This window comes from Algoriphagus sanaruensis (assembly GCF_001593605.1).
Classification (GTDB): Bacteria; Bacteroidota; Bacteroidia; order Cytophagales; family Cyclobacteriaceae; genus Algoriphagus; species Algoriphagus sanaruensis.
The window spans coordinates 3,372,359-3,398,151 of sequence record NZ_CP012836.1 but is presented as its reverse complement, the minus strand read 5'-3'; the positions used below and the strand labels follow the sequence as shown (position 1 = coordinate 3,398,151).

Sequence of the window (25,793 nt, the reverse complement as noted above, 5' to 3'; positions counted from 1 at the left end):
CTATCGAAAATTGAAAAGAGGCTGTTTCTAATCTTAGAAACAGCCTCTTTTTTTTAGCTGGGGGAGATTGTCTGTCCATCCGGAAGAATAAGCTGCACTTGGGAATTGCAGTCTCCAGTTGTGGAATAGGACATTTTATAAGTAAATGAGCTACTTTTTCCTCTTTGGATTTGAAACGATTCTAAGCCCGAGATTGGGAGTATTTGATTGTTTTGGATGCAGGATACCAAATAGGCCTTAGGGGTGGTAATGTCCCAAGTAAAAGATCTGCCGGCGGGATTGATTCCAACTAGTTGTCCAACTGAAGAAAATCCGATTAACCTAAGGTTGAATACAGTTAAAGTGTGATTCACTTGTGATTCAAACTGGTGACTTAATCCGGTGGCTGTTCTAACTTTTAGATTTTCTGCAGATTCTTGAATAGTTCGAAAGTCACTTCTTGTGTAAATTTTAGTTCCTGAAAGTTGAATGTCATCCACCTTATAATCTTCAAAATTCATGGTCCAAGTTGGTAACGAAGAGGAAGTGGAAGAATATTCCAGATGAATCTTTCCTTTTCGTTTGGAAACTCCAATTTGCTCACAGGCTGATGTTTGATCAAAATCAAGCGTTACTTTTCGTTGCTCCGTATTAATAATGATTTTTGGACAGTCTGGTAGTTTTTCAGAGGTGATGGATTGATATTCCATCAGACTAAGAAGCCCGAAAAAGGAATTTTCACCCCAAATTTTGGAGATAATAAAGAGTTGGTTTCCTTCTTTAATTGGGTCTGTCGTGATTTCTGGCCCGACATCTTCGGTGCAACCAAAGATTAAGAATATAAGAGGGAGACTTAACAGTAATTTTCTCATGAGGATAATTCGCAAAGTAGAATTCACTTTCAATTTCCTTGCCGTTTGCCTACCTTATTTGTCTAAAAAGAATAAAAATGAATTATACGGAAGGAATGCTCCGCGAAGGGGCTTTAAAGGGTAAGACCATTTTGGTCACCGGAGGCGGTACTGGATTGGGAAAATCAATGGGAATGTATTTTTTGCGATTGGGAGCCAATCTTGTGATCACAAGTAGGAAACTAGATGTGCTTCAAGCGACAGCAAAAGAAATGGAGCAGGAAACTGGAGGGAAGGTACTTGCAGTAGCTTGTGATGTTAGAGATGTTGAGCAAGTTCAAAAAGCATTTGATGAGGCAGATGCATTGTTTGGAAAAGTGGATGCTGTGGTTAATAATGCTGCAGGTAATTTTATTTCTCCAACGGAGCGATTATCTCCAAATGCATTTTCAACGGTAATTGATATTGTATTGAAAGGCACGGCCAATATGACTTTGGTCGCTGGTAAAAATTGGATTGCAAAGAAGACCGGTGGGAGTTTTTTGAATATTGTTACCACCTATGCATGGACGGGTTCTGCATATGTTGTTCCTTCGGCAGCTGCAAAGGCAGGAGTTTTAGCCATGACTAGATCACTTGCTGTGGAATGGGCAAAATATGGAATTCGTTCTAACGCGATAGCACCAGGTCCATTTCCAACGGAAGGAGCTTGGAGTCGATTGCTTCCAGGAGATTTGGTTAAGAAATTTGATCCAGCCAAAAAAGTACCAGTAGGGAGAGTAGGAGAGCATCAGGAATTAGCCAACCTTGCGGCGTATTTGGTTTCGGATTTTTCGGCTTATGTCAATGGGGAGGTGATTACTATTGATGGGGGAGAATGGCTGAAAGGCGCTGGTGAATTCAATAATCTTGATTTGATTCCACAAGAAATGTGGGATATGCTGGAGGCATCTCGTGGAAAAAAGCCTTAAGCCCTAAATTAATTTGGGGCTATTTGCGAGCAAAGTGGAAAATTAGAAATTACTGATCTGAGGTCCCTAGACCTTGCTCTAAAATTTTATGATGCTGGACTGATTCCTTAATACTCTTCTTGAGGGATTCGTCCAGCATTTTTGTTTCCTTTTTCAGGATGTTCACCAATTTTTGAGAGGTAGGCGAAAGTTCTTCTAATTCAAGTATTTCTAAAACTCCCAAAATATTTGCTACCCTCGCCCTTAAAGAGTGTGATTGTTGGAAGGCAAGTTCATTTAAAAAAAAGTGATGTTCTTTTAGCCAGAATTCTTGGCGTTTTTTCTCATTAATGTCTAAAAAGATGCCCTGTACTCTTCTTGGGGTTCCCATTTGATCCCATTCCACAGTTTGCCCGAAAGCCATCACCCAAGTAGTTTGCTTTCCTTTGGAAATTAGTCGAAACTCTGTTTTGAAGGGCACATTGCCCGGAGTCCTAAAATGAGTGTAAAGGAGGTTTGTGAATGCCTCAAGATCCTCAGGATGAATATGTTTTTTCCATGGGATTCTACCCAAAATCCTAATTTCTTCTTCCGTATAGCCTAAAGTATGAGCTAAATGGTTGCTGATATTTTCATGCCTTTCATTGAGGTCAAACTCCCAAAATCCCAGCATCTTATTTTCAAGCAAACTATCGATCACTTCGTTGGAAAAAGTCGAACCATCAATGAATTCTCCTAGGCCTATATTATAGGGTCTTATCGGGTCAATTGGATGTCCGATTCCTACACAAGTTCCATAGTCTTCTGCAACAAAGAAAAATTCCCACTTTGTCCGTATAGTTTCTTCACTCGGATGGTTTAATTTATGTAATTCAACCAAAAAAGAATTATGCTTAGTTTTCCAAGCCTTCATTCGCTGTGTATCGAATTTCACCCAATCTGAAGCAAGAAAACAATCAGAAAATTGCAAAGGCTTTTGTTGCTTATCAAAGAGAGAAGGGATAGGGCCAAGTCCTGAATCTGATGAAAGGACCTTTCCATTTTTGTCCAAAGCGATCTGCAGAAAATATTCTGACTTGATCGAAAGATGATTGAGGACTTGAAATGGATCCCAGTCTTTCATATAAGTTGACAAATGTTAGTTGTGTGGGTAAAGCAGAAAAACTTATACAAAATACAATATAATATATTTAAAACGCAAAAAATGTCTCTTTTATTACATCGAACTAATTTTGGGAATCCCGAAAATTTAGGAAAAATTTTAACCCTAGAGGAAGCGAAATCACTTTTGGATGAATGGGTTAAAAACGAAAAGTTGAAAGTTCATATGAAACAAGTTGGGCACCTGATGGGAGCTTATGCCCAGTCCAAAGGGTATGATGAGCTAACGGTTAAAAAATGGTATCAAGCAGGATTGCTTCATGATGCAGATTGGGACCAATGGCCTGAGCAGCATTGTCGTAAAATTATTGAGGAATTGGAGCGAAGGGAGTTGGACTCTGAAATGATTCGAGCTATTGCCTCACATGGCCCTCGATATTTTGGAGTCGACCCAGTAACAGAAATGGATCATATGCTCTATGCGTTCGATGAGCTAAGCGGATTCGTCCATGCTTATTCTTTGATGCGACCTGAAGGATATGTTGGGATGGAAATCAAAGGGGTTAAAAAGAGATTGAAAGACAAAACTTTTGCTGCACAAGTGAGTCGTGAGGATATTCAAGATGCTGCACAGCGGGCCAATATTTCCGTAGAGGAGTTGATTCAGTTTGTGATTGACCATCAAGCCTCCGCAGATTTATCCTAAAAGTGGCCAAACGAAGTGGTAACACTCAATATCTTGGCAGAATAAACGAAAAGCCGGATATAAAATCCGGCTTTTCGTTTATTCTTCATCTTCTTGATTTACTGGTCTGAAATTTCCAGGCGGCAGGCTATCTACAGGTTCATCTCGCTCAAATGGGAAAACTTCAACAATTGGGCTTTCAGTAATGTCTGGAACTCGGAAGCTCACCAGCATATTGCTCAAGCTTTCTTGAATACGATCATAGGCTTGCTTGACATCTTCGGCTGTCACGATCATGTATTGAGTGACTTTTTTTTCTTTTCCAGAATCTCCGTCTGCAACAAGGTAGGTCACCTTACACTTATGCCAGATATCCGCATCTTCAAAGAAAAATACATCTACGATATTGCTTTTGCTGATTCCTGTGACTTGAAAATCCCCTCTAATCTGGGAGCCCAAACGATCATATAAAATTGCCTCCGCTTCAGTAAATGATACTGCATCTACCAAGTACTGCTCAGAAATACTTTTTAGAAGACCTTCCTCTGTCTCCTTTGCATATTTTACTTTACACAAAAACCAAGTTCTCATTTTTATCAGTTTATGAATCCCGAAGGTACCGATTCACATTCAATCCTTTGCCTGATTCGTGGCATAAATTTGATCCCGAACTTAAATTGGATTTCAAGTGATTGAATTTCAATTTGCTAAAAAATGATTCGGATTAATTGTTCTTTTTTTAAGGATTTCATTTTTGGGGAAAAGCGAAACTTCTAACTTGAATCTTTTCCAATTCCCATGACAGAAAAGTTTATTTTGAGTTTTCCAATTCAGCTTTTTCTCCTCCATTTGAGAAAAAACATTGCCTTGATCGCTGTTTACCTCTTGCTGATCGGAATTGTTTTGGAGCAATTTGGAGTGGTTTTAGGGATTCCTTTTTTGTTTTTAGATCCTGAATACTTGCATCAGACCTCTTGGATAAGCTTCGGATTGATGGGAGTGGGTTTGGCCATTTTGACGATGGCGTTTCACATGACTACTTACATGATGGATGGTCGACAATTCCGGTTTTTAGCGGTGATACCAAAGCCATTCATTCATTTTTGTATCAATAATTCGATTATCCCATTTGTATTTTATCTGATTTACACGCTAAAATTTATCCATTTTCAGCTCAATAATGACCTTTCTGAACCCAGACTGATATGGGAGTATTTTGGAGGATTTTCCCTTGGGAGTATTTTAACTTATACCTTGATTTTCGGGTATTTTGCCTTTACCAATAAAGATTTCTTTATTCTTTTTGCGGGGACCCTAGATAAGAGACTTCGGAAGGTTAGATTTACCCGTGCTACCATTTTGGGTAGATATAAGGATCTGAAAAAGCGGAAAGACGAGGTGCATTTTTACTTAGGCTTAAATTTAAAATTGCAGCCTGTTAGACCGGATATTTCTCGATTTGAAGCCCAGAAATTGTTAAAGGTTTTTGACCAAAATCATTTGAATTTGTTTCTGATTCAATTGGGATTGATTGCTTTAGTTTTATTTCTAGGGTTTTTTAAGGAAAAGGAAATACTTCAATTCCCCGCAGCCATGAGTGCCACACTTCTATTGGCGATTTTGGTGATGGTGGTGGGCGCTTTGAGCTTTTGGTTGAGAAACTGGGCAACTGTAACGGTGTTGGTTTTGATTTTCTTTGGAAACTACTTCTCTAATTTTTCCTTTTTAAATAGACCACATGAGGCTTTTGGGTTAGACTATTCTATAGCTCCAACTCCCTACAATTTAGCTCGTTTGGATTCACTTACTCATCCAGATACCATTCAAAAAGACCAGGAAAACACCTTGCAAATTCTTGCAAATTGGAAATCTAAATTCTCAGAAGATTCTCTTCCAAAGTTGGTTCTAGTAGCAGCAAGTGGAGGTGGTCAGCGTGCCGCATTATGGACTTTTCGGGTGCTTCAGGAAATTCACCAAATCAAACAGGGGAAGGTTACCCAACATACGCTGATGTATACGGGGGCTTCCGGTGGAGTATTGGGTGAAGCTTTTTTTAGAGAACTTTTCCTTCGATCCCAAACAGATTCCTCGCTGGATCTTTCCAATGCCATCTATCAGGATCAAATTTCCGCAGATAATCTTAACCCGATCATTTTTACCATGCTGGTCAATGATTTATTAATTAGAAATCAAAAGTTTGAATACGGAGGAAGAAAATATTTGAAGGACAGGGGGTATGCTTTTGAGCATCAGTTTAATTTAAATACGCTTGGTGTTTTGGATAAACCGATCGGCTCCTATCGGGAGGTTGAATTTGCTGCTAAAATTCCGCTCATGCCCGTGACCACTTTGGTGACCAATGATGGTCGAAAGTTGATTATTTCTCCACACTCGATGTCTTACCTTGGCTCCTCAAGATTGGGTAAACTTCCGAATGAGAAAAGGCAAAGCATTGACTTCGTTCGATTTTTTAAAAATCACGATCCTCAAAACCTTCGATTTTTATCGGCGCTTCGGATGTCTGCGACATTTCCGTTTATAACTCCCAACGTGCAGCTTCCTTCCAATCCAGTCATGGAAACCATGGACACGGGGCTTTCTGATAATTTCGGGGTTCAAGACGCTCTGCGTTTTATGTATGTGTTTCAGGATTGGATCCGAGAAAACACCAGCGGTGTTCTATTGATCACGATTAGAGATTCTGAAAAAAACCTAGAAATTCCTTCTACTGAGCCTCCCCGGATTTTGGAGAAAATTTTTACCCCTCTGAAAAACATTTATTCCAATTGGGATAATGTTCAGACTATTCAAAACGAGGTATTATTCAACTACATGGCCGAATCCATGCCATTTCAAATTGATCGCGTAGAATTTGAATATGCTCCAGAGAAGGTTCAATTGGAAGAATTGACCGGTTCTCAGGAGGTAATGCAGCGTGCCTCGCTCAACTGGAGGCTAACGGCTCGCGAAAAGAAATCTATTTTGGAAAGTATTTATACACCCGCAAATCAGAGTGCCATAGAAAAAATCAGGTCGACTTTTGAAAATCGACCTGATTGAATGATTAGTAAGAAATGCCTGCTTTTTTATAAATAAAGTGCATTAGCCATGCTGGGCCAATCAGCAAAAATTGGACATCCTTGAAGAAGGATGGCTTTTTTCCTTCCACTTTATGACCATAGAATTGAATAATCCATGCGATTACAAAAATCGCGAGACTGATTAACCAAAGTCTACCAGGTAACATGATTTGAAGAGAATTGGCTACGGCAAGACAGATAACCGAAAAAACTGCCATGCCGAGGGTAAGGGGAACAGATAGCGATAGGTAATAAATCAAAACGATCACCAAGAGTATCGTTGCCCAATTGGCGAAACCTTCTAAAAAAGGAAGCATTTCTGCAATAAAGCCAGAGGGAATGCTGAAAATTAGGCCTACGATGCTGAAAAAAATAGCAGGGACGCAAAACCAATGAATCAGTTTATTGGTCGGATTTTGATGACTTTCTCCGTATTCTTCCAGTAATGAATCGATTTTTCTCATGTTTTTTGGGTTTAATTCCACTAGTTTCGAACCAAATTAGATAACTCTTCAATAAATCAAAATACCTGAGATAAGATGTTTAGCTATTGGGAACAGAAGAATTTTTTCAATTACGATTTGATTGTGGTAGGAGCAGGATTTACGGGGTTTTCAACGGCCATCCATTTTAAAGAAAAATTCCCCAAGGCTGGTGTATTGATTTTAGAACGAGGGCTGTTTCCAACTGGAGCTTCAACCAAAAATGCCGGCTTTGCTTGTTTTGGGAGTCTGACCGAGATTTTGGATGATTTGTGGCATATGACCCAGTCAGAGGTGCTCGCTTTAGTTGAAAAGCGTTACCGAGGACTTACCCAAATCAGAAAAGTCTTTGGGGATAAATCCCTCCGGTATGTGCCTTCTGGAGGTTTTGAGTTGATTCAAAAAGATCAATTGGAAGCTCTTGATCAGCTCGAACACATGAATGCATTGTTGTCTTCCATTTTTGAGAAAAAGGTTTTTTCCTTAGTTAAACAACCTGAGATGTTGGGTTTTTCGGAAGGTGTAAAAGCCATTGTGAAAAATCGATTCGAAGGAGAATTGGATCCTGGGGCTTACCTGCTTTCACTTTGGCAAAAAGCTTCTCAACTAGGAATCCAACTATTGACGGGTTCTGAAGTCTTGGAAGTTGAACCCAATGAGGGAAAAGTTCTAGTTACTACCGGTTTTCAAAAGACCTTGAGTGAATTAAAAGCTGGAAAAATTGCGATTTGTACCAATGCTTTCACACAAAAAATCTGGCCCAAGGCAGAACTCGAGCCGGGGAGGGGTTTGGTGTTGGTTAGTGAGCAATTAGGTATGGAATTTCCTTGGAAGGGGACTTTTCATTATGACAAAGGCTATGTCTATTTCCGGGAGGTGGATGGTCGTCTACTGTTGGGAGGAGGTAGAAATCAGGATTTTTCTACTGAAAAAACAACTGAATTTGAAGTCAATCCGAAAATCCGTGCTTATCTCACTCAGATTGCCGATGAAATTATTTTCCCATTCCGAAAGGTAGTTTGGGAAAAAGAATGGACAGGAATCATGGCATTTGGGAAAAAGAAGGTTCCAATTCTCGAACCCATTGGTAGCAAAACAGCGGTAGGAGTACGATTGGGAGGTATGGGTGTGGCGATTGGTTGGGAAGTAGGCAAAGACCTTTCCTCTATTTTGTCAGAGTTGTAAAGGGTTTTTTTATTAGATTCAAGGCTTCTAACTGGTGAAAAATTATTGAATGAAAGGAATTCCGAAGGTCCCCAAAGTCTGGGATGCACTCATCCCGCTGATTTTTTTAATTGTTTTATTGATCATCAACATCAAGGTTTTCGGGACAGATGGCTTATCTGGATCTAATCAAATCGTATTGATTCTCTCCGCGATGGTGGCTTCTTTTGTGGCCATTTTTAGATTGGGTTACTCCTGGGAAACACTTCAAGATGGAATTGTCAAAAGTATCAGTTCTGCCATGGGGAGTATTCTGATACTTTTTTTGATTGGAGCACTAGCCGGGACATGGCTACTCAGCGGTATCGTACCTTCAATGATCTATTATGGTCTAAAAGTTCTTAATGCAGAAGTCTTTTTGATAGCGGCATGCTTCATCAGTGCAGTCGTTTCTGTGGCAACGGGAAGTAGTTGGACGACAGTGGCTACGGTAGGGGTGGCCTTGTTAGGAATTGGAAAAGCACTTGGATTTGAGGAAGGAATCATTGCAGGTTCCATTATTTCTGGAGCCTATTTTGGAGACAAAATGTCCCCACTTTCTGATACGACCAATCTAGCTCCAGCCATGGCAGGTACTGATTTGTTTACCCATATTCGATATATGGCAAAAACCACCACACCGTCCATGATTATCACCTTGATTCTGTTTGGAGTGATTGGGATCAATTATACTACTTCGGGCAGTGTTGATGATGTGAAGGTGATTTCAGAGGTTATTCAATCCAAATTCAATGTCACTCCATGGTTGTTTGTAGTTCCTGGATTGGTGTTGATTATGATCGTTCGAAAAGTTCCAGCAGTTCCAGCCTTACTTGCCGGGGCCTTGTTAGGAGGTGTTTTTGCTGTGATTTTTCAACCGGAGATTATTTCAGAAGTAGCTGCCGAATCGGGATCTTCCTTGTATTTGAATTTCAAATCGGTGATGATGGCGCTTTATGGAGAGATTAGTGTAGTTACTGAAAATGACGTTGTAAATGAGTTGTTGGTGACAGGAGGAATGGCAGGCATGCTAGATACTATTTGGTTGATTTTGTGTGCGATGGCATTTGGAGGGATCATGGAGGAAAGTGGGATGTTACGAGTCATGGCAGAAGCTGTAATTCAAAAGGTTCATAAGGTGGGTTCTTTAATCGCTTCGACGGCAGCCACTTGTATTTTCTTCAACATCACCACCTCAGATCAATATTTGGCTATTTTGGTGCCGGGAAGAATGTATGCGGATGTATATCGAAAGCGAGGATTAAAGCCTGAGAATCTTAGCCGAACTTTAGAGGACTCGGCAACAGTAACCTCAGTGCTTGTTCCATGGAATACCTGCGGGGCGACTCAAGCTTCAGTACTTGGGGTTGCCACTCTAGTTTACGCACCTTATTGTTTTTTTAATATCATCAGCCCGTTTATGACCATCTTGTATGGATATTTGAAAATCGGGATTAATTATATCGAAGAGGAAGCAGAGGAAGTATGATTCCATTTAGTATTACCAAAGATGAGCTCAATGAGCTTCCCTTGGGTCAGTTTGATGGCAAAATCTATTTGATTGATGAGCCAGATCAGGTAGAAGAAGCAGTAGATTTTTTGGAAGATCAGGGAATGATTGGATTTGATACTGAAACTAAACCATCATTTCGAAAAGGTCAGTTTAATCATGTCTCTTTACTTCAGCTTTCCACCCGCGAGCAGGCTTTTGTATTTCGATTGAATAAGATTGGCTTTCCGGATCCTTTGAGAAGCTTATTAGAAAAAGAGAATCTTTTGAAAATAGGCGCAGCAGTGCACGATGATATCAAAGCTTTGCGAAAACTTACTGATTCTTTTTACCCGCAATCATTTTTCGATTTAAATGATGAGCTTAAAAAAGTGGGCTTCCATAATGTGGGGGTTAGAAACCTTTGTGGGATGGTTCTGAAAATGCGGATTTCAAAATCAGAGCAAGTATCCAATTGGGAGGCAGAAACATTGACCGAAAAGCAGCTTCGCTACGCAGCCACGGATGCTTGGGCCTGTGTGGAGGTGTTTCAGGTCTTGCAAGAGGAGGGGATGCTAGATTCTTTATTTAATAGGTAATTAGCTCAAGCCCATCAAGGGAACTGAATTTTTCACTGATTTCACTCAAAAGACCAGATCTAAATTCGAGTTTAAAAAGGCAATTAAGTTCCAATTCTTGAGATTTGATATCTAGGGAGTCTTGCTTAATGATCTTCATGACATCATTCATCAAGAGGTAAGGGAATCGAATTTTCAATTCGGCCATTTCCCACTTTCGAATAATTTCTGCTCCCTGAAGAGCTTCAAAAGCCGAATTTTTATAAGCTTGAATAAGTCCACTCACCCCCAGTTTGGTACCTCCAAAATACCGAACTACAACGACAAGGGTATGGGAAAGGCCAAAAGACCGGATTTGTCCTAGAATTGGATCTCCAGCGGAATGGTTAGGTTCTCCATCATCATTGGCTCGAAATTGATCTCCTCGCGTCCCTAAAATCCAGGCATAGCAATGGTGGGTGGCGTCATAATACGTTTTTCGCAGTTCGGCTAGTTTAAGCTTAATCTCTTCTTCGTCAGAAACGGGAAAAGCAAAGTAGAGAAATTTACTGCCTCGATCCTTATATAATCCTGAGGTGGGTGAAGCCAAAGTCAAAAAAGAGTCGGAACTTGGATTTGTCGGGTCTACCATGTCATGCAAAATTAGAAAATTAACTTTTTGCTCATTTCCTGTTCACACGAATTGATTTAATTTAGTCCTTGATGAAGGTATTAACATCTCCCAATAATTTTTCGCTATTCCAACCGGCTTCGCTTGTATCCATAGAGGGAGTCGTAAGCAAAGAAGGGATGCTGCATTATTGGGATGACAAAGATTTGTTTCCAAATGGAATTCAGCGTTGCTTTTGGATTACTCAGGTAAGTTTAGGGGAATTCCGAGGTCAACATGCTCACCGGGAGGAAGTTCAAGTTTTGGTTTGTCTTTCTGGGCAATTGAAAATAACTGTGGAAGGGATCGATGGGAGTTCGAATGAATTTACCCTTGATCATCCGGGTAAGGGATTATTAGTTCCGCCCCTTAATTGGGTTAAGGTGAGCTTTGGAGGAGGTGGAGTTCTACTCGGACTTTCAGATCGTTCATTTGATGAATCAGATTACATCCGCTTATGGGATGACTTTAAAAAACTTCAACGATTGTATCGTGAGTGAATTGGAATTGCAAATTGTTCCGGCCTTAAACACTAAAAGAGATTATTTCCTTCAAGGATATTCCTTGGGTGATGAATCTCCTCATGAAGAATATCGCTGGATTAAAAATGGAAAGATAAGAGGGGTAATCGCATTCAGTTTTGACCAAAATGAAAAAGCGGTCTCTCTGCCTTTTTGCCCTTTTGGAGGGTTCTTTATTGAAAGCTTTTTTGGGTTTGATCAATTTATAAAGGATGTCGAAACTGCCTTGAAATCAAGGGGGATTCGATCAGTTCAAATCATGCAGGCCCCGTTTCCATACGAAAGCAAGGCTGATTTGATAAATAATATATTTTTTAAAAATGGATATCAGATTCACTCGATTCATACCCATCAAATCCTTTTTGGGAGAAAGGAAATCAAAAAAGTATTTCGTGATCAGGCAGATCGCTTGTTAAAAAAAGCAGGAGAAAACCAGTTGAAACTTCACTATGGCAAGATCTTGAATTTTAGTTTTCTTCAGGAAATTGAACTTTGGAACTCTCAAAAGGGATATCCAATGACCTGGGATGCCAATCGATTGATCGATCAAGTTTCCTTATTTCCGGAGCGGTATTTTCAAATTTCAATCACTTCGGGCGAGGTCTCGCTAGCACATGCAGTAGCAGTCAAATTGACTTCCTATACGGTCTATTACTTTTTGTCTGCCTTTGATTCCAAAAGTCAATTCAAAAATTTAGGAGAATTACTCGTGCTAGGATTATTGAAATTGGCCAAGGACGAAAAAGTAGATTCGGTGGATTTTGGATCTTCCGAATCGGAAGGCCATATAAATGATAGTTTGATGTTCTTTAAATCCCGATTTTCAAACGATATTAGTAACAAGATAACTTGGGAAAAGACTTTTTAGGATGATCGAATCAGGGAAGGTTTCAATTATATGCATTGCTTATAACCACAGCGAGTGGATTCATGAAGCCTTGGAGAGTGTCAAACTTCAAGATTATTACAATAAGGAATTGATCGTCGTTGATAATGGAAGTACTGATGATACACCTCAAAAAATTCAAAACTGGGTCAAAGAGCAATCCGTTTACCTTTCTATTAAAACAGTCTATTATCAGGATTCTCAGCCGTACTGCAGACTTTTCAACGAACTATTAGCCCAAACTGAAGGCATGTACATCGTTGACTTATCAGGAGATGATGTGCTTTATCCTGACCATATTTCCCATTCTGTGGATCGACTCAGGAAATTTCCGGAAGCAGCATTTGTCTTTTCAGACGCTCATTTATTAGATGATCGGGGAGAGGTTCGGACCTTTTACAAGCGGAATTATTCCGGTGAATTAACTGAGCAATTGGAATTAGCTAACATCTACGAAACATTGATTCGTAGAAATACCATTTGCTCTGCAACGGTGGTTTTTAATGCTCAAATTTTAAGGAAAGAAGGTGGATATGATGAAACGCTTTACTATGAAGACTTTGATATTCAGATTAGGCTGGCCAGAAAGTATCCAATTCTTTTTTCGGACCATATCGGAATTGTCAAACGGGTCCATCAAAGCTCGATGTCAGCTGGGCAATACAAGCGATATCAGTCTAAAATGTTACCGAGTACGGTGAAGGTCTGTTCCAAAATCTTAAACCAAAATCAGCTTCCAGAGGAAAATTTGGCACTTCAAGAACGAATCATGTATGAATTAAAACATGCACTTTGGTCAGCCAACTTTGAACCTGCGAAAGAGCTAATCCAACTTGGTCGTCAGCTTGGTATAAAAAATCTTCGATTTTCTCTTTTTAAACTTTGGGGGAAAAAGCATTGGGACATATCCTGGCTTTATTCACTTTTAAAGTGAAACAAGCAAAAGAAAGATTACCCAACAGTTACTTCAACTGGTGTATTTTCAGAAAAATACTTTTTGCCTACTTCTTGTAATTGTTCAGCAGTGAATTTTTTCAGAAAGTCGAATTTTTCGTGGTAATAACCGAAGTCAAGTCCAGAATCATGGACAGCTCGGAATCGGTCAATTAATTCAAATGAACTGCTAAATCTTGATAGAAGCTGTCCTAGGAGGTAATTTCGAACTGTTTCTAGTTCATCCATAGGAATGGGCTCATTAACGAGTCGCTGAATTTCTTGATGAATCTCGTCGATGACCAATGAAGTTTTACTCTTTTCCACATCTGCTCCGATTACCCAATAATTGAAGTCTCCTATTTCGACCAAATGGGAAGAGATTCCATAGGTATGGCCTTTATCTTCACGGATATTTTTGATCAACCTAGACCCAAAATATCCTCCTAACATCGTGTTGAAAACGGATAAGGCTTGAAAATCAGCATGTGTTTTAGAGACACTCCAAGATCCTAATCGGATACTAGTCTGAACGGAGTTAGCTCTTTCTTCATGGATTTTATGAACAGTGGCTGGAGGTTGGATATAACTTTTGATCGATTTAGCTCGATTCGGGATTTTGGAAAAGTCTTTAACCAATTGTTTAAATTCTCCAGAGTTGAGATTTCCTGCCACAAAGACTGTCAGATTAGTCCAAAGGTTTTGATTGTAATAGTGTCTCAAGGTTGTGGAATCGATCAGGTCGACCTGTTCAGGAATCACCACTGCACCATAGTGATGGGAATCCCCAAAGAGTGCTTTTCTAAATAAGACACTTGCTCTTGAGGCGTTTTTTTCTCGTTCTAATTGAAGGCTAAGCTTTCGTTGAGTCTTTCTTTTTTCAAGAATTGAATCCGGAAATGTACATTCTGTGAAAAGATCGAGAAATATGGGGAGTACTTCGGATAGATGTTTTTTGGTGCTTACCAGTTGAATGCCTTCCTGTGTGTAGCTGAGATGATTACTAATCTCTGAGGCATGGAAATCCAAGTAATTAGCAATCTCTGCATCCGACTTCGTTCGAGTCCCTTCCTGAAGCATTTGTAAAGTAAAGGACGGGACAAGTTGCTGGTCAATGGGTAAAAAGTGTCTGGAGCTTTGACCCACCACCTCAATTTTAACAGCCTCGATGCCAGGTGTAGGAAAGAAAAATACCGAGACACCTGTGGCAGTCGTGCCTGAAACAGGCGGAGTAAGATCAAAAGACTCCGGTAAATAAAACCCTGGAGCCTTGCTTCGATCAACTGACATTAATTTTGTGGAATCGTGTAATGAACCGAGAATCTTAGCGTTTCTGCAAGTGGGTGGTTTTGAATCTGTGGAACTAGATAAGAGAAGTCAATTCCAAGATTTTTAATTTTCATTCCAGCACCTACAGTAAAGTATTTTCTACCGCCTTTACTCTGGTTTTCATAAAAGTAACCGGACCGGAAGGCGAATTTTTCAGCGAATAAATATTCGGCTCCAAATGAAACAGTGAACTCTTTAATTTCTTCCTCAAATCCACCCGGAGCATCTGAAAATGAACCAAAAATTCCTGAAATCAATGGACGATCAGGATCAGATCCCTGCTCAATAATGAGGTTTCCATTGTCATCAGTCGCCAAAGTTCCATCTTCATTTGTTCTGTAAATTGGAGGCGTAGGCACCATCAATTTATTTAAATCCAAGCTAAAGCTGATTGAACTTAGCTCATTGAAATTGATTTTATAGGCAGTTCCGATTCTAAAGTTTGTTGGAATGTAGTCGAGATCTTCAGCACTATTATAGGTAATTTTTGGACCAATGTTAGACAATACAAGTCCCCATGACCACACGCCTTCTTTCGTGCCCACAAAGGTGGATTTTTGATAATAAAGTCCGATATCTGCTCCCACAGAGACACCTGGTTTTGCTTCTGCTCCACCCGCTGAAGAAATGTTGCCCGATAGGTTTGAATAGATAAATCTGGCTGAAACCCCAAGGCCTAAGTTTTGAGATAATTTTCTGGAATAAGTAGTCCCTAGTGCAAAATCACGCGGGTTAAATTCTCCCAATTCATTGCCTCTACCATCGGTTAGTTGAATATCTCCCATATTGAAATATCTCAAATCAAAACCCCAGGCAGAATTTTCGTCGATTTTCTTAAAGCCAGTCAAATAGCTGAGCGACATGTCATTGACTAGCTTTCCTAACCACGGTGAGTAAGAAAGGGAAAAGCCAAGATCTTCTTTGATAAAGGCAAGCTTTCCAGCATTCCAATGTGCTGAGTATGCGTCAGGAGTGGTAGCCGCTCCGACATCGCCCATGGCTGAGTGTCTGCTATCTGGTGCGAAATTCAAAAAAGGTACGGCAGTAGTAATAACCCTACGGTTAGGATCCTGACCGGAAATGATCACACTATTTTGTGCGAAGGAAGAAAAAGTAGCCAATGCAAAAACTACGCAAAGTGAGTTTTTAAAGATTTGGGCGGCTTTTTTGTTCATTGAATCACTAGTTTTCCACTTGCCGAATCGAAGGTGTTGTCTGATTCTGATTCAAGTGACAATTTGTAAATATAAGTTCCTTTTGCTGGATAATTTGCCTGAGTTTGGAAAAAAATCCAGCTCAAGTCATTTAGCTCTTTGGAGGCTTTCACAAAACGTTTGGTTTCCGAAAATAGTATTTTTCCAGTCAGTGAAAAAACCTCTAAAGTCAGGTTGATATTTTCTCCGGGTCTATTGTGTGTTACCTCAAAATGGCTTTCTATACTGGATGGATTTGGAAATACTTTATGAGTAAGGATTTGAAGCCGATTACTACCTAGTATTTCTACTGGTGCAGTAACAGAATTTCCATTGCCTAAAATGTCCCAAGCTGAAATTTCAATTGTATTCAGACCTTCCTCAAATCCATCTAATGAAATTTCAATTTTTCCTTCCGAAAAGGATCCATTTGTAGCAACAAAATTCTCGTTTAGAATGATCGGGTCCTGATCGTTTAGCTTAATTTCTAAATTTTGTTCCGGGTTCAAACCTGAAATCTGAATCCCATCTGGATCTGAAAAATGGGCTTCGATTGTTAATCTAGGACTAGAAAAAACAAAGGGTGCTTGATCTTTATCTTCAACTTTAATTTGTATTTGAGGTCCTTCTCCGGGCTCGTTTGGCTTTATTTCATCCTTAATCTCAATACTCTTTAGGCCTAATGCTCTTGTCTTTGAATCTGAATTCCAGGCAAGAATCCGAATATTTGCCATTGAGAGGAGATCTTCAAACCCGCCAGGTATTTTAATTGAAGCTTTTATAATTCCTTCAGAGACCATACCTGATCCCTGGAATAGCAGGACTTTTTCTTCCAAAAAGTCAAAGGGACTATTTTCATCTCCAAGTGTTTGGTTTGGAATTGCCTCGCCTCGAATTTCAATTTTGTAATTGCCATTAAATCCAATATTCAAGGCCCCAGATAAAGGATCTATAATTTCTGCTGTTATGAGGTATGGTTGAAAGGCAGACAAGGTGTCCTTGGATTTCCCAGACTGAGCTTCTGAAATGTCTTTTATTGAGATATTCAATTCAGGATATGGCAACCGGAGACTTGGATCACCAAGCAGCGAAAAATTGCGGTTTAAGACTCCATTCAAACTGTTGTTTTTCGTTTTTTTAAATACTTCACCCAAATTTTGAGGCTCGAATCCACCATTGAAAATTTCCTGGACAAAAGCTTGGTTCAGCGAAAAATTAACACTGGAAAAAACAGGTCGACCGGTGGTTAATAATCCAATGGCACCTTTGGCTGGACGGATTAGAAGTTCTTCCGCAGCAGATCTTATAAATGGACTATCGTGTCGTCCAAACTCACACGTTGCTGTTACCCACAGCGCAGGATTTGATTGATTTGCCCAATTATCGATATCGCTTACGGTGAATATTTCTTCAGCAGTTAATGTGGTTTCATTTCCATGGCCGACATAGTTGAGGATGAAGGTCCCTTGGTCCAATTGAGCTTCTAGTGCCTTCTTTGCTGCCTCAGAGGATTGCCTTCCTGAGTTGCTAGTTTGCTCAAAGCGATCCAGAAATAGGGGGTTAACTTTGATTTCTGGATGATTGGATCTTAAAAAATTGGCATGCGCCTCAGAGTCTCTCATGTGGATACCATTATCCCCATCATCGGCCAAAACTGTAAAACTTGGGAAAGCAGAAAGGTCAAATTCTCTGCTTTCATAGGCGATTAGTTTATCTACAAATGAATTTGCTTCGGCTAGGGTAATAGCTGGAATTCTACCGATGCCAATTTGCATCAGTTCGTCTCCTTCTCGGCTTTCTTCCCATTTTCCCTGCCCCCAGTCAAGCAACCCAAAATAATCATCCGAACTATAGGTGTTGAGTGGATTTAGACTATTTCGGCTAGTGTATATTGGGACCAAATTAGGTCTTCCTCCCAAAATTCCTTTGTAATCAAAAGTGCCCTTTCCAAGAATCAAAACGTTTTGAAGCTTTGCGCCTTTGTGAAAGGATGTTGCGATAAAATTTCTGATCGCAGTCAGATCGGGGTTTCCATAACCAAATCCATCAAAAATTTCAGTTGTAGTGAGCACTTCTGAAGAAATTCCAATTGCCTTTTTATGAGCAAGAAGTCGGTTTGCAGCAGATTGTAATCGGGGATGAGTGATGATCAGGAGTTCAACTTCCTCTACCTCCCGAGCTTTTTGAAGGACCGGTTGGAAATTGGTCAGGGACTTAATTTCACTTTTCTTGAATACAAACCAATTGGTTCCTATACCATTTGAAGATTCAAAACCAATGGATTTGGGTTGATAAAAATCGGAAACTTCCCAAGCATTTTGATCAGACTGAAGCGAAATACTTCCTGATGTACTGCCGATGATCAATCCATCTGAAACTTGTTGGCCATTCACAGGAATACCAATGGTTAAATAGTCCAAATATCCTGCGGATGCTCCACCTTGACCTTGAAAAGTTAGCCGGATTTGACTGAGGCTTTGGTTGGTTGGGTTAAATAGGGTTTGGAATTGTACTTCTTGTCCTTTGATCCCATAGGTCGTATTTGGAATCGGATCAAAAGCAAGCTCCTCAATAATCGTATCTCCTGTTAGGATCCGCATAGTGGAAGAATTGATCGATTGGGTCATCAATTTTCCGGAAATCAACCAAGGAGAATTGGAATTGGCATTTAGCCGGACATTGAAATTCAGACTTTGGCCAGATCGTATAGGATCAGAATACCAAGTTCTTCCTGAATTTAAGAGGTTGACTTTTTCTCCTTTCAGTGTGGTGAATTGATATCCTAAAAATGAAGGAAAATCAGGATCAATAGTGGTATTTAGCAAATCAACTCGCTTAGGTTGTTCGCTTTTCCCGATTAGAAAGTGAAGGGTATCCGAATAGATATGATGGGTATAAAAGGGAGTTCCTTCATTAAGTTCTATTTGGTGAGGACCAACTAAAAAGACCCAAATTTCATTCCCGACCAGCTGGCTTGGAATTTCTTGGTGTCGAAGCTGAATGGAGTCCAATTCCTGAGGAAGCATTCCGGGGAATCCATAAAAGGCAATTTGATTCAGTGGGACCCCTAATGAATTTGCCTCGCTTGCAGTGATTTTGTAAATCCCTGTTTCGGTGATTGGAAACTTAAAAAGATTGCTTTGCGCATGGCTGAGTTCAACTGCAAAAAATAATATCAGTGAAATAACTACCCGCAATCCCATGCTCATGTACTTCCAAGACTATTTTCTAAAATGGATAATCCAATATACGATAGAATAACCAAGGGGATGCCTCCCAATTGAAACCAAATGAGTATTGGTAAAGAAATTCCGATCAAAAGAAATCTAAACTTGTTTTTCTTGAAACTAAAATCCTTGAATTTCAAGGCGATTAGAGGTAGCTCAGAAATGAGCAGGATACTCATTATCCATGCTGTACCTACACTAAACCAAACAGATTCCATCCACGGGCTAACTAAAGGCCAAGAGGCAGCGAAATAGGGCAGGGTACTGATAAACAACGCATTTGCTGGGGTCGGTAATCCAATAAATCGATCCTGTTGGCGAGTATCCAAATTGAATTTTGCTAATCGGTAAGCGGAGAGCATGGGTACAATTAGCGTCAAATACGGGAGCCAAATTTGCTCAGTGGAGGATTGAGCAAGTTGGAATAAAATCACACCAGGTAATACACCAAATGAAACCACATCCGCCAAAGAATCTAATTCTTTTCCCAATGGACTTTGAACTTTGAGAATCCTGGCTAGAAAACCATCCAAAAAATCCAATATGGCAGCAATCAGAATAAAAACGGCTCCTTCAAGGATGTTTCCATCCAAAACCCGAATAATACCGATCACCCCAAATGCGAGATTGAGTAAGGTGATTGTGTTTGGAAGCTGAGACTTGATTTTCAATGAATTGCTCGTTGTCCTACGAAAGGGTTATACAATTTTTCATACCCAACGGTAGTCTCTGGACCATGTCCTGGAAATAGGACCACCTCTTCTGGCAGGGTAAATAATTCAGATTTTATTTTTTGAAGAAGCAATTGATGATTTCCCCCGGGTAAATCTGTTCTCCCGATACTTCCTCGAAATAGTGTGTCTCCCACGATGGCCTGTTTAGACCCCTCATGGTAAAACACCACATGGCCTGGCGCATGTCCAGGTACAAATAGGACTTTTAATTGATCCTTCCCAAGAGAAATTAAATCCCCTTCATGAAGATAATTATCTGCTTTGGTCGGTTCAAATCCGTGAAACCCATAATTTGGAGCATACACCTCGACAGATTTTAGGACAGTCACTTCTTCTGGGTGAATGGATAGTTCAAGCTTGTAATTTTTTTTCACCCAAGCATTTCCTAGTACATGATCGATGTGACAGTGCGTATTGAGAAGAAGGATCGGGTTTAGTCCGTTGGAAGTAATAAATTCTTGGACTTCACTTCGTTCCTGCGCAGTATGGCATCCAGGATCAATAATCGCAGTCTCACCTGAGTCAGTATAGACCAAGTAGGTGTTTTCCTGGAAAGGATTGAAGGTGAAAGACTTAATATGAATCATGGGAAAAGTCTTCAAAAACTCAACAAAGAAAGGGATAATGCTTTTATTTTGAGGTATGGAATATGATTTTTTAATCATTGGACAAGGGCTTGCAGGCACAGCAATGGCTTATCAGCTAATCAAAGCTGGTAAGCGTGTGAAGATTTTGGATCAACCGGCAAAAAATCAAAGTAGTCGAATCGCTGCAGGTTTATACAATCCTGTTACTGGAAAAAAAATGGTGAAAACCTGGAAAGGTGAAATTTTATTTCCTGCACTTCATCGTTTTTACGTTGAGTTAGAAAGCATCACAGGTGCCAAGTTTTTAATGAATAAATCCATCTATCGTCCGTTTCTTTCTGTAGAGGAATTAAACGAATGGATGGGGCACTCCAGTGATGAAAATATTGGAATGTTTATCGAGTCGATCTATTCCGAAAGTCAAAATCCGTTGATTCGTGATTCTTTCGGAGGGGTTATGTTGCGGCATTCTGGGTGGTTAAATATCCCAGCATTTCTTGAAGCTATGGCTTCGTATTTTGGGTCAGATTTATTTCTGGAAGAATTTGATGAGTCAAAACTGGAAAGAAAGGGTTCTGGATGGGAATATGCAGGAGATTTTTTTGGGGGCATAATTTACTGTAATGGACTTGAAGCGAAGCAGTCCAAGTTTTTTTCATTTCTTCCATTTTCACCAGTGAAGGGAGAAATTTTGGAAGTAAAGCAAAATTTCGACTACGAAGGGATCATTAACCGTGGAGTTTTTCGTGTCCCACTTGGAGATCAAACTTGTCGAGTGGGATCGACTTATACCTGGCATGACCTAGAAACAGGGCCTACGGAATCGGCGAAAAATGAACTTTTAGAAAAGCTTACCCAATTGGTGAAAGTGGAAGTTTCTCAAGTCCTAAGCCATAAATATGGTATTCGTCCAGCGACAAAGGATAGAAAGCCATTTTTAGGCAAACATCCCCAAGAGGAAAGCGTTTACATATTCAATGGTTTTGGGGCAAAGGGGGTATCGCTTGTCCCATACTTTAGCGAGCAAATGACAAATTACCTTTTGAATGCTGCTACCCTCGATCCTGAGGTGGACATCGCAAGGTATTTTAAGTATATTTAAAACTGATCAATTGATAGTGAATGAATAATATCGGCTTTAAAGTCCTGATGGTCTTTTTTCTGGGATTTCTAAGTTTCCAAGCTTTTGCCCAGTTTGATCAGGAAAGGTTTGGAAAGAATCGGGTGCAGCACAAGGAGTTAGATTGGTACTTTTATGCATCCAATAATTTTGAAGTTTATTATTACGATCGAGGTGGCCCAAATGCTAAAATGGCCATTGAATTTTTGGAATCTGAGTTTGATAAACTCACACAGAGTATTGGTTACGTAGCCTACACGAAGCCTAGAATTTACATTTACAATTCTCCAGAGGAACGCCTGCAAAGTAATCTTGGGATCAATGCGATTCAATATTCTGAAGAAGGGCAAACAAAGTTTACCCGACTCATTGCAGAGGTGGCTTACAAAGGTCGGATGGATTTATTCAAGGAAGATTTGTTGGCAGCAACTGCCAAGGTGATCGTTCGAGAAATGCTTTATGGTGCATCAGTTGCCGACGCCTTTCAAGCCAATTTGATCAATGATTTTCCGGAGTGGTATATTGAAGGTATTTCTTTGTATCTATCCAAAGGATGGAGTAGAGAAATGGATGATTATATCCGAGGCTTTTTAAAGGAAAATGAAAGTCCCAAAATCCATAATTTGACTGGAATTGAGGCGGGATTAATTGGCCAATCTATTTGGAATTACATCGGTGAAAGATTCGGACGACGATATGTTTCAAGTATTCTGAATCTTTCTCGAATCAACCGAAATGAGGAAAACAGCATAGCAAATACGATCGGCATCAATATCAAGACCTTTTTTACCGAGTGGAGAAATTACTACCTCATAGTCAATGAGCCCGTTTATTCCTCATTTAAATCCTTGGATTTAAACCGTTCGATTGCTTCTACCGATTCGAGATTAGAAGGGGCTATTTCAGATGTCAAATTCAGTAGAGATGGACTGAAGTTGGCCTATGTATTGAACATTGCAGGTAACTATAAAGTGATCGTTCGGGATCTTTCTTCTGGAAGTGAGCAAGTTATTTTTCAAGGAGGAGCAAAGCATGAGGAGATCACACCCAACCTGATGTCACCTGTAATTGCTTGGAGAGATTCAGCAAGTTTGGCTATTGCCTCTTTTAAACGAGGGTTGACCACCCTTCGTCTTCGATCTGTCGATGGGACAGCTCAGGATAAAATTTTCCTTCGAAATATCACCCAGATTCTAAGCATTGACTTCAATGAGTCAGGAAAAAATATGGTCCTTTCGGCGATTTCGGGCGGAAAGACGGATATCTATACCTTAAATACAAGAGGACAAGGCAAGCGACTTACCAATGATCTCTTTGACGATTTGACACCTACATTTTTGAATGATTCAACTATTATTTATTCGTCAAATTTTACAGAGCTTCCAGATTCAGTATTAACAGACACTCCAGACATTTCCATTTTCCCAAGTCAGTATAACCTGTTCATGGTCCAGGTTCAAAAGGATACCACAATCTTCTCGAAGATGACCAATGCGAACAGCAAGAATTTTCTCCCTAAAAAAGTAAATGCTAATACGCTGGTTTATTTGAGTGACTTGAGTGGGATATCCAATTTAATGCGTCATAACATCGGGAATCAGGTTTCTAATCAAATTTCCGCTTTTGACAAGAGTATTGAGGTATATGATGTCAATAGCCGAATGAATAAAATTGCTTATTCAATTCGAGATGGAAAAGATTCGTATCTGTTTGTAGAAGGATATTCAGGTAGTGATCAGTTTACCCCATCTACCCCGAGAGTTCAATTAGCCCAGGCGAAGGACTTAAATGAGCGTCTGGCCGCTCGTAGATTAATGGAAGCTCGCACTAATACCGAGCAGCAACAAACAGTTGTTAACAAGCCTGTTGAGACTCAATTTGCACCGCAAGTTCAGCCAACGGTCTCCGATACCACCAAGACGAAAACTTCCTCAATAAATTTAGACCGTTTGCGGTTCGAGTCCCGAAAGGGCGTCAATACAGATAATTATACCTTTGATACTTTGCCGCCAACTCAGCCTGCGGCGGTGACAATTGATCGAAGTGAGAACTCTAGGTCCAGTTTGTTGGAGTCTTTTAGAAAGCAAAGTCTCCAAAAAAGAGTTTCTGGTCCACGTCCAATGGAACCTCAGTTTTTCACTAATAATATCAATTCAAGATTTATAGTCGATCCACTAAGAGGCTTTGGAATCAATCTTAATGGTAAGATGACCGATGTCTTGGATAATCACATTGTGACAGGAGGGATCATGACCGCACTTGATTTTAATTCAGGTGGGGATGTTTGGTTTGAATATGAATATTTGAAAAGTAGGTTAGACTTTAGAGCTCGCTATGACCGAAAAACTATTCGAATCACGGAAGATGACCTTACTTTCCAGAAATATGTGCTTTCTAAAATGGAATTGGGTGTAGCCTATCCTTTCAATGTTCACTCGAGATTTTATGCAGCGCCATTTTTTGCCAAGACCCAATATTTCAATTTGAATGCAGATTCACTTATTTATGGGAAAGAGCCTTCACAAAACCGATTTGATGTAAACTATGTAGGTGGTAAAGCGGAGTTTGTGTATGATCGAACAGAACCAATGGGTCTGTATTCTTTTACTGGATTGAAAGGCAAGGTTGGATTTATGCACTACCAAGGACTAAACCATGGGAATCGGTCTTTCAGCAACTTTTACTTGGATGTAAGAAATTATCAGAAGATTCATAAAAACATTGTCCTCGCATCCAAGCTCTATGTGGGCTCCTTCATGGGAAAGAATCCTCAGAATTATTTGGTAGGTGGGATGGATAACTGGTTGTTCAATCAATTCTACAATCCACCATCCAATAGACCTGAACCTTCTCCAGTCAGAAATCCATCTGGATCCGAGAATTCCAATGTATTGTTTGCGGATTTTGTGGATTTAAGGGGCTATGATTATGATGAAATTCGAGGTCGAAATGTGATCACATTTACTTCAGAATTAAGAATACCTGTGTTTTCTTACCTTACAAGAGGGACCATAACCTCCAATTTTGTGAGAAATTTCCAATTGGTTGGTTTCTATGATATCGGTTCAGCATGGAATGATTTTGCTCCTTGGGAACGAGTCAATGATCAAAATACAGAAGTGATCAATACGGAAGGTTCTCCATTTGTGATAGTATTAAATAATTTCAACAATCCTTGGCTCCAAAGCTATGGAGCAGGAGTGAGAACGGTTTTGTTGAATTATTATGTCAAATTTGACGTAGCAAGACCTGTCCGCAATTATCAGACAGAAGACCTCAAGTTTTATTTTACCTTAGGGTATAATTTCTAATTTCCCTTTCTCATGATCAAATCTATGACCGGCTATGGGGTAGCCGGCTTTGAAAATGAGCAGATGTCCATTCATGTGGAGGTCCGCTCGCTTAACTCTAAATTTCTCGACCTTTCTCTTAGAAGTCCTAGGCAATTTTCAGACAAAGAGCCAGAAGTAAGGGCTTTAGTTCAGCAAGTTTTGGATAGGGGGAAAGTTAGCTTGTCTATCGAGTTTGTATCTAAAGAAGGTCAAGACTTGCCTGTGTCGATCAATGAGCAATTGTTTTCAACCTATTTTCAGCAATTTCAAAAATTAGCTGACTTGGTAAATGAAAAACCAGCTGACTTATTTAAGCTTGCCTTGCAGGCACCCAATGTGATCACCACCATCTCGGCTGAGAAAGATGATACAGAAGTATGGGGTAAAGTGAAAAATGTGATCGTTCAAGCCCTAACAAAGTGTGAGCAATTTAGAGTAGACGAAGGGGGAGTTTTGGGTAGAAAACTTGAGGAAAATATCCAAGTAATAAGAGAAGGACTAACTGAAATAAAGGTGCTGGATCCAGCACGAAAAGATCGAATTAAGAATCGGATTAAAAGTCATTTCCAGCAGTGGTTAGATGAAAATTCCTTTGATGCAAATCGGTTTGAGCAAGAGATGATCTATTACTTCGAGAAAATAGACATTACAGAAGAGATTGTCCGGTTAGAAACCCATCTCAATTACTTTCTGAAGACCATTGAACATGAAACTGCTCAAGGGAAAAAGTTAGGCTTTATATCACAAGAAATAGGGAGAGAAATCAATACCATCGGTTCCAAAGCAAATGATGCAGAGATCCAAAAGCATGTGATTCGGATGAAGGATGAACTTGAGAAAATAAAAGAGCAATCACTGAATGTGTTGTAAAAAGTGAAGGTCTA

22 protein-coding genes are annotated in these 25,793 nt (G+C 39.9%); 12 read left to right on the top strand and 10 right to left on the bottom strand.

Annotated elements, in window-relative coordinates:
- Positions 1-53: 53 nt before the first annotated feature.
- Positions 54-851 carry a hypothetical protein gene (locus tag AO498_RS14800; protein ID WP_148660253.1) on the bottom strand — a complete coding sequence of 266 codons (798 nt, stop codon included), beginning with the start codon at positions 849-851 and terminating at the stop codon, positions 54-56.
- 77 nt (positions 852-928) lie between these two features.
- Between AO498_RS14800 and AO498_RS14795 the strand changes: the two genes are divergently transcribed.
- Positions 929-1,801 carry an SDR family oxidoreductase gene (locus AO498_RS14795; protein WP_067549373.1) on the top strand — a complete coding sequence of 291 codons (873 nt, stop codon included), beginning with the start codon at positions 929-931 and terminating at the stop codon, positions 1,799-1,801.
- Between the two features lie 49 nt (positions 1,802-1,850).
- Here the strand turns inward: AO498_RS14795 and AO498_RS14790 are convergent, their stop codons facing one another.
- A complete protein-coding gene (locus tag AO498_RS14790; protein ID WP_067549370.1) occupies positions 1,851-2,903 on the bottom strand; it encodes a PAS domain-containing protein in 1,053 nt (350 codons plus the stop codon).
- A gap of 81 nt (positions 2,904-2,984) precedes the next feature.
- On the opposite strand from AO498_RS14790, the gene AO498_RS14785 reads away from it, so the two are divergent.
- Complete coding sequence (locus AO498_RS14785) at positions 2,985-3,587, top strand: hydrolase (protein WP_067549367.1); 603 nt, start codon at positions 2,985-2,987, stop codon at positions 3,585-3,587.
- Positions 3,588-3,665: 78 nt separating this feature from the next.
- On the opposite strand, the gene AO498_RS14780 is transcribed toward AO498_RS14785, so the two are convergent.
- Positions 3,666-4,157 carry a DUF4494 domain-containing protein gene (locus AO498_RS14780; RefSeq protein WP_067549364.1) on the bottom strand — a complete coding sequence of 164 codons (492 nt, stop codon included), beginning with the start codon at positions 4,155-4,157 and terminating at the stop codon, positions 3,666-3,668.
- A gap of 207 nt (positions 4,158-4,364) precedes the next feature.
- Between AO498_RS14780 and AO498_RS14775 the strand changes: the two genes are divergently transcribed.
- Entirely contained in the window at positions 4,365-6,626 is a 2,262-nt protein-coding gene (locus AO498_RS14775) for a patatin-like phospholipase family protein (RefSeq protein ID WP_067549354.1), read from the top strand.
- Positions 6,627-6,630: 4 nt separating this feature from the next.
- On the opposite strand, the gene AO498_RS14770 is transcribed toward AO498_RS14775, so the two are convergent.
- Positions 6,631-7,110: an Mpo1 family 2-hydroxy fatty acid dioxygenase gene (locus tag AO498_RS14770; RefSeq protein ID WP_067549351.1), complete on the bottom strand. Its 480-nt coding sequence runs from the start codon at positions 7,108-7,110 to the stop codon at positions 6,631-6,633.
- A 75-nt stretch (positions 7,111-7,185) separates the two neighbouring features.
- On the opposite strand from AO498_RS14770, the gene AO498_RS14765 reads away from it, so the two are divergent.
- From AO498_RS14765 to AO498_RS14755, 3 genes are read left to right on the top strand one after another with little or no spacing between them, the layout of a single operon-like run.
- A complete protein-coding gene (locus tag AO498_RS14765; protein ID WP_067549348.1) occupies positions 7,186-8,313 on the top strand; it encodes an NAD(P)/FAD-dependent oxidoreductase in 1,128 nt (375 codons plus the stop codon).
- 49 nt (positions 8,314-8,362) lie between these two features.
- A complete protein-coding gene (gene nhaC / locus AO498_RS14760) occupies positions 8,363-9,820 on the top strand; it encodes a Na+/H+ antiporter NhaC (RefSeq protein WP_067549345.1) in 1,458 nt (485 codons plus the stop codon).
- Positions 9,817-10,419 (top strand): 3'-5' exonuclease, encoded by a 603-nt coding sequence (locus AO498_RS14755; protein WP_067549342.1) that lies wholly within the window; start codon positions 9,817-9,819, stop codon positions 10,417-10,419. Before nhaC ends, AO498_RS14755 begins: the two co-directional genes overlap by 4 nt.
- On the opposite strand, the gene AO498_RS14750 is transcribed toward AO498_RS14755, so the two are convergent.
- Complete coding sequence (locus AO498_RS14750; protein WP_067549339.1) at positions 10,409-11,029, bottom strand: IMPACT family protein; 621 nt, start codon at positions 11,027-11,029, stop codon at positions 10,409-10,411. The genes AO498_RS14755 and AO498_RS14750 overlap by 11 nt on opposite strands.
- 71 nt (positions 11,030-11,100) lie before the next feature.
- Here AO498_RS14750 and AO498_RS14745 point away from each other — a divergent pair, with 71 nt between their 5' ends.
- The 3 genes from AO498_RS14745 to AO498_RS14735 are packed head-to-tail and all read left to right on the top strand — an operon-like array spanning position 11,101 to position 13,388.
- On the top strand, positions 11,101-11,547 hold the full coding sequence (locus AO498_RS14745; RefSeq protein ID WP_082792260.1) for a sugar 3,4-ketoisomerase: 447 nt from the start codon (positions 11,101-11,103) through the stop codon (positions 11,545-11,547).
- Positions 11,483-12,436: a hypothetical protein gene (locus tag AO498_RS14740; protein ID WP_148660252.1), complete on the top strand. Its 954-nt coding sequence runs from the start codon at positions 11,483-11,485 to the stop codon at positions 12,434-12,436. The genes AO498_RS14745 and AO498_RS14740 overlap by 65 nt, the downstream gene beginning before the upstream one ends.
- A gap of 1 nt (position 12,437) precedes the next feature.
- Positions 12,438-13,388 (top strand): glycosyltransferase family 2 protein, encoded by a 951-nt coding sequence (locus AO498_RS14735; protein ID WP_082792259.1) that lies wholly within the window; start codon positions 12,438-12,440, stop codon positions 13,386-13,388.
- A 17-nt stretch (positions 13,389-13,405) separates the two neighbouring features.
- Here AO498_RS14735 and AO498_RS14730 read toward each other — a convergent pair whose 3' ends face one another.
- Genes AO498_RS14730 through AO498_RS14710 form a run of 5 tightly spaced genes read right to left on the bottom strand, consistent with a single transcriptional unit; the run spans position 13,406 to position 20,457 of the window.
- Positions 13,406-14,677, bottom strand: a complete 1,272-nt coding sequence (locus tag AO498_RS14730) for a M16 family metallopeptidase (RefSeq protein ID WP_067549333.1) — start codon at positions 14,675-14,677, stop codon at positions 13,406-13,408.
- Positions 14,677-15,891, bottom strand: a complete 1,215-nt coding sequence (porV, locus tag AO498_RS14725) for a type IX secretion system outer membrane channel protein PorV (protein WP_067549329.1) — start codon at positions 15,889-15,891, stop codon at positions 14,677-14,679. Before porV ends, AO498_RS14730 begins: the two co-directional genes overlap by 1 nt.
- Positions 15,888-19,118 carry a type IX secretion system sortase PorU gene (gene porU / locus AO498_RS14720; RefSeq protein WP_082792258.1) on the bottom strand — a complete coding sequence of 1,077 codons (3,231 nt, stop codon included), beginning with the start codon at positions 19,116-19,118 and terminating at the stop codon, positions 15,888-15,890. Before porU ends, porV begins: the two co-directional genes overlap by 4 nt.
- Positions 19,115-19,807, bottom strand: a complete 693-nt coding sequence (pssA, locus tag AO498_RS14715; RefSeq protein WP_067549323.1) for a CDP-diacylglycerol--serine O-phosphatidyltransferase — start codon at positions 19,805-19,807, stop codon at positions 19,115-19,117. Before pssA ends, porU begins: the two co-directional genes overlap by 4 nt.
- Positions 19,804-20,457: an MBL fold metallo-hydrolase gene (locus AO498_RS14710; protein WP_067550547.1), complete on the bottom strand. Its 654-nt coding sequence runs from the start codon at positions 20,455-20,457 to the stop codon at positions 19,804-19,806. The genes pssA and AO498_RS14710 overlap by 4 nt, the downstream gene beginning before the upstream one ends.
- Before the next feature lie 55 nt (positions 20,458-20,512).
- On the opposite strand from AO498_RS14710, the gene AO498_RS14705 reads away from it, so the two are divergent.
- From AO498_RS14705 to AO498_RS14695, 3 genes are read left to right on the top strand one after another with little or no spacing between them, the layout of a single operon-like run.
- On the top strand, positions 20,513-21,559 hold the full coding sequence (locus AO498_RS14705; protein WP_067549320.1) for an NAD(P)/FAD-dependent oxidoreductase: 1,047 nt from the start codon (positions 20,513-20,515) through the stop codon (positions 21,557-21,559).
- A gap of 20 nt (positions 21,560-21,579) precedes the next feature.
- Positions 21,580-24,888: a BamA/TamA family outer membrane protein gene (locus tag AO498_RS14700; protein ID WP_067549317.1), complete on the top strand. Its 3,309-nt coding sequence runs from the start codon at positions 21,580-21,582 to the stop codon at positions 24,886-24,888.
- Positions 24,889-24,900: 12 nt separating this feature from the next.
- Positions 24,901-25,779: a YicC/YloC family endoribonuclease gene (locus AO498_RS14695; RefSeq protein ID WP_067549314.1), complete on the top strand. Its 879-nt coding sequence runs from the start codon at positions 24,901-24,903 to the stop codon at positions 25,777-25,779.
- Positions 25,780-25,793: the final 14 nt, after the last annotated feature.